General features: G+C 66.3%; 12 protein-coding genes. 9 read left to right on the top strand and 3 right to left on the bottom strand.

Annotation, left to right across the window (positions count from 1 at the left end; all coding sequences use genetic code 11):
• Positions 1–399, top strand: a 399-nt coding sequence (locus tag WB785_RS25540) for a hypothetical protein (RefSeq protein ID WP_424083022.1), incomplete at its 5' end; no start/stop codon positions are given.
• A 66-nt stretch (positions 400–465) separates the two neighbouring features.
• Here WB785_RS25540 and WB785_RS25535 read toward each other — a convergent pair.
• On the bottom strand, positions 466–1,800 hold the full coding sequence (locus tag WB785_RS25535) for a DUF349 domain-containing protein (RefSeq protein WP_424083020.1): 1,335 nt from the start codon (positions 1,798–1,800) through the stop codon (positions 466–468).
• Positions 1,801–2,239: 439 nt separating this feature from the next.
• Between WB785_RS25535 and WB785_RS25530 the strand changes: the two genes are divergently transcribed.
• The 6 genes from WB785_RS25530 (at position 2,240) to hflX (ending at position 8,064) form a co-directional block, all read left to right on the top strand.
• Positions 2,240–3,142: a DMT family transporter gene (locus WB785_RS25530; RefSeq protein WP_424083018.1), complete on the top strand. Its 903-nt coding sequence runs from the start codon at positions 2,240–2,242 to the stop codon at positions 3,140–3,142.
• Between the two features lie 76 nt (positions 3,143–3,218).
• Positions 3,219–4,121, top strand: a complete 903-nt coding sequence (locus WB785_RS25525; protein ID WP_424083016.1) for a DMT family transporter — start codon at positions 3,219–3,221, stop codon at positions 4,119–4,121.
• 4 nt (positions 4,122–4,125) lie between these two features.
• Positions 4,126–4,812: a hypothetical protein gene (locus WB785_RS25520; protein WP_424083014.1), complete on the top strand. Its 687-nt coding sequence runs from the start codon at positions 4,126–4,128 to the stop codon at positions 4,810–4,812.
• On the top strand, positions 4,809–5,714 hold the full coding sequence (miaA, locus tag WB785_RS25515) for a tRNA (adenosine(37)-N6)-dimethylallyltransferase MiaA (protein WP_424083012.1): 906 nt from the start codon (positions 4,809–4,811) through the stop codon (positions 5,712–5,714). Before WB785_RS25520 ends, miaA begins: the two co-directional genes overlap by 4 nt.
• Before the next feature lie 4 nt (positions 5,715–5,718).
• The gene (gene dapF, locus WB785_RS25510; RefSeq protein ID WP_424083010.1) at positions 5,719–6,603 is read left to right on the top strand and encodes a diaminopimelate epimerase; all 885 of its coding nucleotides are present in this window, start codon (positions 5,719–5,721) and stop codon (positions 6,601–6,603) included.
• A gap of 45 nt (positions 6,604–6,648) precedes the next feature.
• Entirely contained in the window at positions 6,649–8,064 is a 1,416-nt protein-coding gene (gene hflX, locus WB785_RS25505; RefSeq protein WP_424083008.1) for a GTPase HflX, read from the top strand.
• A gap of 45 nt (positions 8,065–8,109) precedes the next feature.
• Here the strand turns inward: hflX and WB785_RS25500 are convergent, their stop codons facing one another.
• Positions 8,110–8,616, bottom strand: coding sequence for a hypothetical protein (locus tag WB785_RS25500; protein ID WP_424083006.1), 507 nt, complete (start codon positions 8,614–8,616; stop codon positions 8,110–8,112).
• Positions 8,617–8,720: 104 nt separating this feature from the next.
• On the opposite strand from WB785_RS25500, the gene WB785_RS25495 reads away from it, so the two are divergent.
• Both WB785_RS25495 and WB785_RS25490 read left to right on the top strand, forming a co-directional pair.
• Positions 8,721–9,881 carry an acyl-CoA dehydrogenase family protein gene (locus WB785_RS25495; RefSeq protein WP_424083004.1) on the top strand — a complete coding sequence of 387 codons (1,161 nt, stop codon included), beginning with the start codon at positions 8,721–8,723 and terminating at the stop codon, positions 9,879–9,881.
• A 237-nt stretch (positions 9,882–10,118) separates the two neighbouring features.
• Entirely contained in the window at positions 10,119–12,146 is a 2,028-nt protein-coding gene (locus WB785_RS25490; RefSeq protein WP_424083002.1) for an LGFP repeat-containing protein, read from the top strand.
• A 17-nt stretch (positions 12,147–12,163) separates the two neighbouring features.
• Here the strand turns inward: WB785_RS25490 and lexA are convergent, their stop codons facing one another.
• The gene (lexA, locus tag WB785_RS25485) at positions 12,164–12,862 is read right to left on the bottom strand and encodes a transcriptional repressor LexA (protein WP_424083000.1); all 699 of its coding nucleotides are present in this window, start codon (positions 12,860–12,862) and stop codon (positions 12,164–12,166) included.
• Positions 12,863–13,101: the final 239 nt, after the last annotated feature.

Raw genomic sequence — 13,101 nt, 5'->3', positions numbered from 1 at the left:
TTTTCCACTCATGGTTCCGGGGCGGCCGCGGTGGGGCTGCCGTCACGGGTATTCGCTTGGCTGGCACTGGTTTTCGGCGTCGGCTTCTCGATGTTGGCGTTGCTGACCCGACGCTGGGCGTTGGCCTGGGTGGCATTGGCGGGTTCAGCTGTTGCCAGCGCTGCCGGGTTGCTGGCCATTTGGTCGCGGCAGACCGTGGCCGCCGGTCATCCCGGCCCCGGTGTGGGCCTGGTGGTGGCTTGGATCACCATCATCCTGTTGACATTCCACTGGGCGCGCGTGGTGTGGTCGCGGACCATCGTCCAACTTGCCGCCGAGGAACAGCGTCGTCGAGCAGCAGCGATCCGGCAGTCCCGAACGCTGCTGGAATCCCTCGACGACGAGGACCCTCCCGAATAGCTGCACGAGCAGACATAGAAGTCCCTATTTCTGCGGCGTGTCGGGGGCTTTTGCGTCTGCTCGCGCTTAAGGCTTGCGGCTCAACGCATCCGCGGCGGCGTCGGCCCATTGCCGCCACTGCTCGGCATTGGCCTTAGCCTCCTCGGCTTCCTTACTGCGACCGGCCGCCTCCGCCTTTTGGGCCTGGCGTTCGAACTGCTCGGCACGCGCTTGGAACTGCTCGGCGCGCGCCTGAGCCTGCGGGTCTGACCAGTCCGATTCGCCGGCGTCGCGCACCTTCTTCTCGACAGCCCGCAGCCGCCGCTCGAGCTCGGCGGACCGTTCCCGCGGCACCTTCCCGATCGCGTCCCATTTCTCGGAGATCGACCGCAGCGCCGACCTGGCTGCCTCGTGATTGCTCGTATCGAGCTTTTCCGCCTCCGCCAACAGCGCCTCTTTGGCGGTGGCGTTGGCCTGCAGCTCGCTATCTCGCTCGGCGGTCGCGGCATTACGCGCCTTGAAAAAGGTGTCCTGGGCGGCCTTGAAGCGGCGCCACAACGCATCGTCGACGTCGCGGGCCGCGCGTCCGGCGGCCTTCCAGTCGGTGAGCAGCTTGCGGAACTCCGCGCTGGTCGGACCCCAGTCCGTCGAATCGACGAGCTCTTCAGCCTGCACGCACAGCCGCTCTTTGGCCTCGCGGGCACCCGCCCGTTCGCGGTCCAACTCCGCGAAATGGGATCCGCGTCGCCGGTTGAACGTTTCCCGCGCTGCGGAGTAGCGCTTCCACAGCGCATCGTCGGTCTTGCGATCCAGGCCGCTGATCGTCTTCCATTCGTCGAGGATCGCGCGCAACCGGTCGCCGGCCGCCTTCCATTGCGTCGAGGTGTTGGCCAGCTCCTCGGCTTCGGCGGCCAAAGCTTCCTTGCGCGCGGTCTGGCTGGCGCGATGCTCTTCGCGACGGGAGCGATCGGCAGCCGCGGCCGCTTCGGCCCGCTCCGCAACAACGGCAAGCCGGGCTGCCAGCGCGTCGACATCTCCGAGCACGTGCGCATCCGGCAACGTTTCTGCCAGGCCGACCGCGGTGGCTTTGATTTTGCGGGCGTCGCCGGTGCCCGAAGCCAGCCGCTCTTCCATCAGCGCGACCTCGGTGCTCAAGTCGTCGAATCGCCGACCGAAATGCGCGAACGCCGCCTCGGCGTCGCCGGCCTGCCAGGACCCGATAACCCGCTCGCCGGCCGCGGTGATCAGCCATACCGTCCCGTCGGCGTCGACTCGGCCGAATCGGCGCGGATCATTGGGCAGCGGTACTGCAACTGGGTGAGGGTGGGGACGGGATGTTGGTCTGGGCCCTGGCCGCGGTCCCGGCCTTGGAACCGGGCCCGGGATGGGCCGGGGTTCGTTCTGAGGCTCGTCAGGCGTCATGAACTGCCATCACCTACCCTTCGCGCGGCTATTACCCGCGCACCTGCCGCGCATTGCGGCGCCGCCAACTGCACTCGCGGGAGGAAGCCCCAGGGCACTCCCGTCTGGATCTCACCAGTATTGAATCAGCTTGTTGGGCGGTGCGGTCCCAGTTGGCGTTGCAGCCGCTCAAGCGCCCAGTTTTCGGGTCGTCTCGCAGCGTGAGCGTGGCGGCGGTCGGCGCAGTGATGTTCACGACAATGGCCCTTACCCCTGTCGACCGGCAACAGAGGCTGCTGACGGCACCGACCAGCCGACATCGCCGGACCGAGACATCGAGTCGCTGCGGTTGCCTGACGCAGCGCGCCTGTAGCGCCATAGGCTGTTCCGTGGAAACTGTTGGTTAATGCTTTGTGTTGGGTAACCGAACGCGGACCAGTCGTGGGCGAGGAGATCGGGGATGTCGAAAGCGGATTTTGCGGCGCTGATCGCGCTGTGCGCCGCGCTGGCGTCCGCGATCGGCGACGTAGTGCGTCAACGTTCGGCTCACGAGGTCACCGATAAAGAGGTCGGCCACATCGAGCTCTTCCGCTTGTCGCTGCGCGACACGCGTTGGTGGCTCGGCGGCGTCGGCGCCGTGGCCAACTACAGCCTGCAGGCCGGCGCGTTGGCGTTGGGCTCGGTGGTGCTGGTGACGGCGTTGCAGGTGACATCGCTGCTGTTCGCGCTGCCGATTTATGCGCGGCTGGCTCATCACAAGGTGACCCGGTGGGAATGGTTGTGGGCGGCGCTGTTGGCTGCTGCGCTGGCGGTGGTGGTTACCGTCGGCGACCCGGATCCCGGCCACTCGCGAGCTTCGCCGGAAGCGTGGCTGGCGGTGGCCGTCGTGATGGGTCCGATCCTGGTGTTGTGCGTGCTGGGCGCGCGGATCTGGTCCGGCCGCCCGGCCGCGCCGGTGCTGCTGGCGGTGGTGGCGGGCTCGTCGCTGGCGCTGTTCGCGGTACTGACCAAGGGCGCCGTCGGGGCGGTTTCCGGCGGCTTCGGGGCATTGCTGCGCGCGCCCGAAGCCTACTGTCTGATACCGGCGGCGTTGGCGGGGATGATCTTTCAGCAGTCGTCGTTTCGTGCGGGCGCGTTGACCGCCTCGCTGCCGACGGTGACTGTGGCAAAGCCGGTGGTGGCCTCGCTACTCGGGGTACTGGTGCTCAATGAGACGTTGAACACCGACGGCCCCAAAGTTTTTGCGCTGATCGCCGCGGCTGTGCTGGTGGTGGTCTCGACTATCGCGCTGGCCCGCGGTGAGGCGGCCAGCATCGTGGCCGACGCAGGACGTGACGTCGTTGCCGTCGGAGAGGTGCCGTAGAAACGCGCCGCCTTCGCTGCTCAACTCAGTAGCGTGTCCATGGAAGAGTTGGCCGAGAGTCGGGAGGAGGCCGCCCATGGACAGCGCAGAGATCGCCGCCGTAGTCCTGGCTTTGGGCGCCGCGCTGGTATCGGCCATCGGATCGGTGATTCGTCAGCGTTCTGCGCACGAGATCGTCGACACAAAAGTTGGCGCATGGGAGTTATTCCGCCTGTCGGTGCGCGACGCCCGGTGGTGGTGGGGCGCAGTGGCTGCGGTGGCCAATTACGCTTTTCAGGCCGCGGCCCTGAGCCTGGGCTCAGTGATGTTGGTGACCGCGCTACAAGTGACCGTGTTGCTGTTCGCTTTGCCGATCAACGCGCGGATCACCCATACCGGAGTAACGACTTGGGAATGGATTTGGGCGGCGGCGCTGGCTGGAGCGGTGGCGATCATCCTCATGGTCGGCAATCCGACATCCGACCAGCAGCGCGCCTCTTGGGCAACCTGGGCGGTGGTTGTCATGGTGATGGGCCCGGCATTGGTGTTGTGCGTGCTTGGCGCCCGAATCTGGTCGGGTGTGGTCGCCGCGGTGTTGCTGGCGGTGGTGGCGGGCTCGTCGCTGTCGCTGTTCGCGGTGCTGACCAAGGGTGTCGTCGAAGCCGCGCATGACGGCTTGGGTGCGGTGGTGCGGGCGCCGGAACTGTATGCCTGGCTCGGAGTTGCGCTGGCCGGCATGGTGTTTCAGCAAGCATCTTTCCGCGCCGGTCCCCTCACTGCGTCGTTGCCGACGATGACCCTGGCGAAACCGGTGGTGGGATGGGTCTTGGCAATCACCGTTCTCTCTGAGGAGCTGCGCGTCGACCCCGAGAAATTGTTTGTCCTGGTGGCGGGGGTGGCAGTAATGGTCGTGTCGACCGTCGCGTTGGCCCGAGGCGAGGCCGCGAGCATGGAGGCGCTCAACAGGCGACGGTCGAAGGCCACCGGCACGCTAGTTTGATGGCGTGTTGAGCACCATCGCGATCATCCCGTCCGCGCCGGTGCTGGTCCCCGAGCTTGCCGGAGCAGCGGCCGACGAGGTGGCTGAACTGCGGGCGGCGATGCTCGCCGCGGTGGCCGCGCTGCCGCCGCGCATCGTGGCCATCGGGGTCGGAACTGAGGACCTCGTCGTCGGTCCGGAAAGCGTCGGTACCTTCGCGGGTTTCGGCATCGACCTGCCGGTGCGGCTGTCGCCGCAGGCCACCCGTCCGGTGGTCGAGCTGCCGCTGTGTGCGCTAATCGCCGGGTGGGCGCGGGCTCAGGCCCAGCCCGATGCGCGCACCGAGGTTCGGGTCTACGCCAGGCACCACGATGCGACGACTGCGCTGGCCCTTGGCAGACAACTGCGCAGCGAGCTGGATCAGTCGGGCGAGCCGACGGGTGTGCTCGTCATCGCCGACGGCGCCAACACCTTGACCCCAGCCGCCCCGGGCGGCCATCAACCCGCCGACATCGATGTTCAGTGCGCCCTGGACGACGCACTGGGCGGAGGCGACGTCGCCGCGCTGACTCGGCTGCCCGGTCAGGTGGTGGGGCGGGTGGCCTTTGGTGTGCTGGCCGGTCTGGTGCAGCCGGCGCCGCGATCGGCCAAGGAGCTCTACCGGGCGGCGCCCTACGGCGTCGGGTACTTCGCCGGCGTCTGGCAGCCGTGAGGCCACTGGCGATCGTCGGCCCGACGGGCACCGGTAAGTCGCAGTTGGCTCTCGACGTCGCCGAGCGGCTCGACGCGGAGATCGTGAACGCCGACGCGATGCAGTTCTACCGCGGAATGGACATCGGCACCGCGAAACTGCCTGTCGCGCAACGACGCGGCATTCCGCATCACCAACTCGACGTCCTCGACGTGACCGAGACCGCGACCGTCGCCCGCTATCAGACCGCCGCCGCCGACGACATCGAGGCGATCGCGGCCCGGGGCAAAGTGCCGGTGCTGGTGGGCGGGTCGATGCTCTACATCCAATCGCTGCTCGACGACTGGTCGTTCCCGACGACCGACCCGGCGGTGCGGGCGAAGTGGGAGCAGCGGCTCGCCGAGATCGGCGTCGATCGTCTACACGCCGAGCTGGCCGCTCGCGATCCGACGGCCGCGGCGTCGATCCTGCCGACCGACGGCCGGCGCATTGTGCGCGCGCTGGAGGTGGTCGAGCTCACCGGTCGACCGTTCGCCGCGTCGGCGCCGACCATCGGCACACCGCGCTGGGACACCGTGATCATCGGATTGGACTGTGGCACTGAGCTTCTCGACGAGCGACTAGCCCGGCGCACTGACACGATGTTCGACGACGGCCTGGTTGACGAAGTGGTCTCGCTGCTTGACCGTGGGCTTCGCAACGGCGTCACTGCTTCGCGGGCGCTGGGTTACGCCCAGGTGATCGCCGACCTCGACGCCGGCGGAAACGGTGACGCCGCACGGGAACCGACGTTCATCGGCACTCGCCGCTATGTGCGCCGCCAGCGGTCGTGGTTTCGGCGTGATCACCGGATCCAGTGGCTGGATGCCGGTGCGTCTGACAATGCGGACGCGGCGCTGCGCGCCTGGCGGCAAGTATCCTGAGCAGATGATCTTCGCCAAAGGCCATGGCACCCAGAACGACTTCGTGTTGCTGCCAGATCTAGACGCCAAGCTGACGTTGACGCCCGAAGTGGTGTCCGCGTTGTGCGATCGGCGCCGTGGACTCGGGGCCGACGGGGTACTGCGGGTCACCACAGCCGGCGCTGCGCTGGCCGCGGGCGTGCTTGATCGGGTTCCCGACGGCGTGAGCATCGACGACTGGTACATGGACTACCGCAACGCCGACGGGTCGACGGCACAGATGTGTGGCAACGGCGCGCGGGTGTTCGCGCATTACCTGCGTGCCAGCGGATTGGAATCCCGCGACGAGTTTGTCGTCGGGTCACTCGCGGGGCCGCGACCCGTCGTGCTGCACCGCGTCGATGCGACCAACGCCGATGTGAGCGTGGACATGGGCAAGACCAACACGTTGGGGACCGGGGGACCGGCCTTTGAGGTGATAGTGGGTGGCCGCTCCTTCAGTGGGCTGGCGGTCGACGTCGGCAACCCACACCTGGCCTGCCTCGACCCGGAGTTGACCCTCGAAGCGCTGTCGGCACTCGACGTCGCGGCGCCGGTGACGTTCGACGAAGCGCAATTCCCGGACGGGGTCAACGTCGAGGTGCTGACCGCGCCGACCGACGGCGCGGTCAGCATGCGGGTCCACGAGCGTGGGGTGGGCGAAACCCGTTCGTGCGGCACCGGTACCGTCGCCGCGGCGGTCGCCGCCCTGTCGTATGCCAGTGCGGCCAACGGCACGCTCACCGTGCGGATTCCGGGCGGCGACGTCGTCGTTACCGTCACCGACGCCACCAGCTACCTGCGCGGGCCGTCGGTGCTGGTGGCCCAAGGCGAACTCAGCGAGGAATGGTGGCGGGCAGAACAGCGTTAATTCGGATGCATGTCGCCGCTTTGGCGTGCACCATCTAAGTTGCCTATGACATATCCAGAGTTTCCTGACCAATCGCCACCCAGCACGGGGGAACTCGCGCTTGACGACCGTTCGGCGCTTCGCCGCGTCGCCGGGCTATCCACCGAACTCGCCGATGTCTCCGAGGTCGAGTACCGGCAACTGCGCCTCGAGCGCGTTGTGTTGGTCGGCGTGTGGACCGAAGGTAGCGCCGCTGACGCCGAGGCCAGCCTTGCCGAGCTGGCGGCGCTCGCTGAAACCGCCGGTTCGCAGGTGCTCGAAGGCATGATCCAACGTCGCAGCAAGCCCGATGCCTCGACCTACATCGGCTCGGGCAAGGCGGAAGAGTTGCGCGAGGTCGTGCTGGCCACTGGCGCAGACACCGTCATCTGTGACGGCGAGCTGTCACCGGCGCAGCTGACCGCGCTGGAGAAGGCGGTGAAGGTCAAGGTCATTGACCGGACGGCACTTATCCTCGACATCTTCGCCCAGCACGCCACCAGCCGCGAAGGCAAGGCGCAGGTGACGTTGGCGCAGATGGAGTACATGCTGCCGCGGTTGCGTGGTTGGGGTGAGTCGATGTCGCGGCAGGCCGGTGGGCGTGCCGGCGGCAGCGGCGGCGGCGTGGGTCTACGTGGTCCCGGTGAGACCAAGATCGAGACCGATCGGCGCCGCATCCGCGAGCGAATGTCGAAGCTGCGCCGCGACATCAAGGCGATGAAGCAGGTCCGCGACACCCAACGTAGCCGCCGGTTGGACAGCGACCTCCCGTCGATCGCAATCGTCGGCTACACCAACGCCGGCAAGTCGAGTTTGCTCAATGCGTTGACCGGCGCTGGCGTGCTGGTCGAGGATGCGCTGTTCGCGACCCTTGAACCCACTACTCGCCGTGGCGAATTCAACGACGGACGCGCGTTCGTGGTCAGCGACACCGTCGGTTTCGTGCGCCATCTGCCGACCCAGCTGGTCGAGGCGTTTCGCTCGACGCTGGAAGAGGTCGTCGACGCCGATCTACTGGTGCACGTCGTCGACGGCTCCGACGTCAACCCGCTGGCCCAGATCAGCGCGGTGCGCCAGGTGATCTCGGAGGTTGTCGCCGATCATCACGGTGATCCGGCGCCGGAGCTTTTGGTGGTCAACAAGGTCGATGCCGCAAGCGATTTGGGGTTGGCCAAGCTGCGCCGTGCGCTGCCCGGGGCGGTGTTCGCCTCGGCGCGCACCGGGGAGGGCGTCGACGCCCTGCGCAGGCGGATGGCCGAGTTGGCCGCCCCGACCGACACCGCGATCGACGTCGTCATCCCTTATGACCGCGGTGATCTGGTGTCTCGCGTGCATGCCGACGGCCGGGTGCAGCAGACCGAGCACAACAGCGACGGCACCCGAATCAAAGCCCGGGTGCCGATAGCGCTGGCCGCGAGCCTGCGCGACTTCTCGGCGACCTAAGACGGCTGCAGCCTTGCCGCGACGTGCAGTTCCGGCTGGCCGGACTCACTCCGCAATGTCGTAGACGTCTTCGGCCGACGCCGCCAGTACTTGCTCCGCCAGCTGTGCCTTGAGTTGGTCCAGATTCGCCTCTTCGGCCTGACTGCGATCGGATTTGCCGGAGAGGTCGATGAATTCGGAGGTGACGAAGCCCGGGCGCAGCAACAACGTCGCCACGCGGCCCGCGATAGAGATCTGAAAGACGAAACTCTGCAGCAGCCGCCCGCGATTGGGTCGTGCCAAGGCCGGGTCAATCGTGTAGCGGCCGTCGGTGACGGCGCGGGTGACTGCTTCAAAGCCGTCCCGTGCTCCCGGCCCTTGGAACGCGGTGCGGATGACTACCGATCTCCGCTGTGGCGGTTGATTGGGGGATAACGCCGCAAATGCCCGCTGCATCACTTTGAAGGCATTGGCCACACCGGCGGGCGAATAAGGCCCCGCGTAGCACAGCATATCGGTGTATGAGAACTCGAGCAGTTGTCCGCGTTCTTCCACCAAGAGCGTCTCGTCCACGTCGCTGACTGTAGGCCCGCGACGGCGCCCGGGCCGCCCAACCATCCGGTTGGTAGTTGGTATATCTTGGGCGGCACAGTCCCCATCCCGCCGGAGGTCATCCAATGGGTAGCGCCGTCAAGTACCAGCGCACGCTGTTCGAGCCCGAGCATGAGCTGTTCCGCGAGTCCTACCGGGCCTTCTTGGACCGCCACGTCGCGCCCTACCACGAGGAATGGGAAAAGGCGAAGATCGTCGACCGCGGGGTGTGGCTGGAGGCCGGTAAACAGGGCTTCCTGGGTATGGCAGTACCCGAGCAGTACGGCGGCGGCGGGGACCCTGACTTCCGTTACAACACGATCATCACCGAGGAGACCACCGCAGGTCGTTACAGCGGCATCGGTTTCGGGCTGCACAACGATGTGGTGGCGCCCTATCTGCTGCGTTTAGCCAACGACGAACAAAAGGAGCGTTGGCTGCCGAAGTTCTGCACCGGCGAGCTGATCACCGCGATCGCCATGACCGAGCCGGGCACCGGCAGCGACTTGCAGGGCATCAAGACCCGCGCGGTCAAGCAGGGCGACCACTATGTGCTCAACGGGTCGAAGACGTTCATCACCAACGGCATCAACTCCGACTTGGTGATCGTCGTGGCCCAGACTGATCCCGACAAAGGCGCGCAAGGCTTTTCGCTGCTGGCCGTCGAGCGTGGCATGGAGGGCTTCGAGCGGGGCCGGCACTTGGACAAGATCGGCCTGGACGCCCAGGACACCGCTGAGCTTTCGTTCACCGACGTCAAAGTCCCCGCGGAGAATCTGCTCGGGGAAGAAGGCTTGGGCTTCATTTACCTGATGCAAAACTTGCCGCAGGAACGTATTTCGATCGCCATCATGGCCGCGACGGCAATGGAGACCGTGCTCGAGCAGACCTTGCAATACACCAAGGAGCGCAAGGCTTTCGGCCGATCGATCGGAAGCTTCCAGAACAGTCGATTTGTGCTGGCCGAATTGGCGACCGAAGCCACCGCGGTGCGGATCATGGTCGACGAGTACATCCGGCTGCACCTCGACGAGAAGTTGTCTGCCGAGCAGGCCGCGATGGCCAAGTGGTATTCCACCGAAAAGCAGGTGCACCTGATCGATCGCTGCCTGCAGTTGCACGGTGGCTACGGCTATATGCGCGAATACCCAATAGCGCGAGCCTATCTCGATGCACGGGTGCAGACGATCTATGGCGGCACCACCGAAATCATGAAGGAAATAATTGGGCGTAGCCTCGGCGTCTAGCCGAGGCCATCAGGTCGAGCCTCGGCGTCTAGCCGAGTTGTTGTCACGCAACTCGCGTGAGCGGATTGCGACACACAGCAGCGTTGTGGACAGCATTTCGGCGTCGTCGGCATATCGGTTCCGTAGGGTCTTCGATATGACTTCACCCGCGTCGTGCTCCGGAGCACAGTTGTGCCTGCTCGCCGGGTGGTCGACACTGGCCACAGACTGCTGGTGGGGCGGGCGCCGGGAGGTGTGATGGCAGGGCAACAAGGTCGATCAAGCACCGCCGGGCGTGCGCTGCTTGGTCTGGTGGCATTGGCGACGGCCATGGTGTGGGCGGCCTTGTTGGCCCCCGTCGCTGCGGCATCCCCGCTGGGCGAGGCCGACGATGCGATCACCGCAGCGTGGAAGGCCGCCGGCGCGGACCATTCGGATCTCGGCGCAAAACAAGGTGAGTGCTACGCCGCCGGACCGGGATTCGCCCAGGACTTCGTGCACGGCAAGATGTTCTTCACCCCAGCCACCGGCGCCAGATCGATGTCGGGTGCCGTCCTCGACAAATACGAAGCTCTCGGCGGCCCGGCTGCGAGCGATCTGGGTTTCCCCACGATCAACGAAGTACCGGGGCTGTCCGGACCAGACAGTCGGGTCAGCACCTTCTCGGCCAGTGACAAACCGCTGATCTTCTGGACCCCGGAGCACGGAGCATTCGTGGTGCGCGGGGCGATCAACGCCGCCTGGGACAAACTGGGCAGCTCCGGTGGCGCTCTCGGCGTCCCGGTCGCCGACGAAACCTACAACGGCGAGCTCGCGACCCAGGCATTCAGCGGCGGCCAGGTGTCCTGGAACAGGCTGACCAAGGCGTTCACCACGGTCCCGCCCAATCTGGCGAACCAGCTCGCCGACCTGCAGGTGCCCATCGATCCGACCGCGGCGATCAACATGGCGTGGCGCGCAGCAGGGGGCCCCTCCGGGCCGCTGGGCGCCAAACAAGGCGATCAGTATCCGGTCAGCGGCGACGGGCTGGCCCAGAACTTCGCCGGCGGCAAGATCTTCTTCAGCCCGGCCACCGGCGCCAACGCCGTCGAGAGCGACATTCTGGCGAAATACGAGTCGCTGGGCGGCCCGGGCGGCAACCTCGGCTTCCCGATCGCGAACGAGGCCGACGGTGGTCGCAAGCCGGCCAGCCGGGTAGGGGCATTCGCCGCCGCTGACAAACCGGTGATCTTCTGGACGCCCGACCATGGCGCGTTTGTGGTCCGCGGCGCGATCAAGGCCGCGTGGGACAAACTCGGCGCCGCAACCGGCAAACTTGGCCCGCCGGTGGGCGAGCAGACGACCAACCAAGATGTGGTCACCCAGAAGTTCGTCCTTGGTCAGATCTCGTGGAATCAGGCGAAGAACACGTTCGCCACCCAGCCGCCGAACTTGGCGTCGGCACTGTCCGGGCTGCAGGTGCCGGGCCAGAAGATGCCGGCCGGTCCGGCGTCGACCGCCGGCGGAAGCCCCTTGTTGAGCTGGCATCGGTGGTGGGTGCCGGTTGCGATCGCGGCGGCGGTGCTGCTGATCGGGATCGCCGCGCTGGTGGCCTGGACAAGGCGCCGACGCCGCGCCGCCCGACCTGAAGGCGGGGTCGTCGAACCCCGCGCTGGCGATGACGCGGTCACCGCGTCTGTTTCACAGTGGTCGCCGGACGCCGACAGCGAGCTCGCGTCGTCAAGCTTGAACGACAGCTTCCGAGCACCGCCACGGCCGCGGACCGTGCGCCTGCCGAATCAGCCGAGTCAACCGGTCAGCGACTGGATGCCCCCACAGCGCGCCGATTTGGTCGACGAACCGCTGTCCGACGAAATAGAAAGTCCCGCGGAGTTTTCCGATGTGGACGGGGACCTTGGTGAGCAGTTCGACGAAGACTTCGGCGAGCACTTCGACGAAGAACACTTTGCCGACGATCACTTCGATGAAGATCCGGACGCCGTGGACACGGCTCCGACGCGGATTCCAACGCCGACCGAAGTTCAAGGCGGACGACATGCAGCCGCGGACCCCGACGAGGACACCACGCACTTCGCTGCGGTTACCCCAATTGCGCCCGGCCAGTTGGCGATTCACCTACCGCTGGACGACCCGTACCAGGTGCCCGACGGATACCCCGTCAAAGCCAACGCCAGCTTCGGCCTCTACTACATGCCCGATAGCGAACTGTACGAGGACACGCTTGCCGAAATCTGGTTCGTCAACGAAGAAATCGCGCAGGCGAACGGGTTCAACAAGGCGCAATAGCCACCGGGCCGTCGCAGTCAGATCTTGCGGATCACCGTGACGACCTTGCCGAGCACGGCAGCATTGTTGCCGTCAATCGGGTCGAAGGCCGGGTTGTGCGGCATCAGCCAGACCTGACCGCCGGTGCGCTTGAACGTCTTGACGGTGGCCTCGCCGTCGATCATCGCCGCGACGATATCGCCGTTGTCGGCCACGTTTTGCTGACGCACCACGACCCAGTCGCCGTCGCAGATCGCGGCGTCGACCATCGAGTCCCCGACCACCTTGAGCAGGAACAGCGCGCCCTCGCCGACGAGTTCCCGCGGCAGCGGAAAGACGTCTTCGACGGCCTCCTCGGCAAGGATCGGACCGCCAGCTGCGATGCGCCCCAACACAGGGACGAAGGTGGGTTCCGGCAGTGCGTCCGAGCCCGAGACATCGGTGAGGACGGTCGGTTTCACGTGGTCGTCGGCGCCGCGCACATCGACCGCACGCGGGCGGTTGGGGTCGCGGCGAAGGTAGCCCTTGCGCTCGAGGGTGCGCAGTTGGTGAGCCACCGAGGACGTCGACGTCAGACCGACGGCATCGCCGATTTCCCGAATGCTCGGCGGATATCCGCGACTGTTGACCGAAGCGCGGATGACGTCCAAGATCGTGCGCTGCCGTTCAGTGAGCACTGAATCCGCAGGTCGCGCACTGCGGTCGGGGCCGGCGCTTTGGGTATCGCTGTCGCTCATATGGACGAATGTAGCCGCATTGCGCGTCGATATCAAACATGTGTTCGAGGCGTGTCGGGGTGTTGGCGCTGCTGGGGGCGGCAAAAGTTGTCGGTGCCGTGCCCTAACGTCTGCCGCATGTGCAACGGTTCGATCACATGTTCGGAATTCGAACGCATTATCGATTACGCTTCGAACAAGTGATCGACCACGAGCCGAGCGGAGGAACGCACATGATGCCCATCGAGATGATCTCACCG

Source organism: Mycobacterium sp. (genome assembly GCF_049585075.1).
Classification (GTDB): domain Bacteria; phylum Actinomycetota; class Actinomycetes; order Mycobacteriales; family Mycobacteriaceae; genus Mycobacterium.
The sequence above is the reverse complement of the archived record's forward strand: the minus strand, read 5'-3'. Positions and strand labels throughout refer to the sequence as shown.

What these genes read in the sequence shown, in the direction of transcription:
- WB785_RS25535 (WP_424083020.1), bottom strand. Translation starts at nt 1,800, where the DNA reads ATGACGCCTGACGAGCCTCAGAACGAACCCCGGCCCATCCCGGGCCCG.
- WB785_RS25525 (WP_424083016.1), top strand. Translation starts at nt 3,219, where the DNA reads ATGGACAGCGCAGAGATCGCCGCCGTAGTCCTGGCTTTGGGCGCCGCG.
- WB785_RS25490 (WP_424083002.1), top strand. Translation starts at nt 10,119, where the DNA reads ATGGCAGGGCAACAAGGTCGATCAAGCACCGCCGGGCGTGCGCTGCTT.
- WB785_RS25530 (WP_424083018.1), top strand. Translation starts at nt 2,240, where the DNA reads ATGTCGAAAGCGGATTTTGCGGCGCTGATCGCGCTGTGCGCCGCGCTG.
- dapF (WP_424083010.1), top strand. Translation starts at nt 5,719, where the DNA reads ATGATCTTCGCCAAAGGCCATGGCACCCAGAACGACTTCGTGTTGCTG.
- lexA (WP_424083000.1), bottom strand. Translation starts at nt 12,862, where the DNA reads ATGAGCGACAGCGATACCCAAAGCGCCGGCCCCGACCGCAGTGCGCGA.
- WB785_RS25495 (WP_424083004.1), top strand. Translation starts at nt 8,721, where the DNA reads ATGGGTAGCGCCGTCAAGTACCAGCGCACGCTGTTCGAGCCCGAGCAT.
- hflX (WP_424083008.1), top strand. Translation starts at nt 6,649, where the DNA reads ATGACATATCCAGAGTTTCCTGACCAATCGCCACCCAGCACGGGGGAA.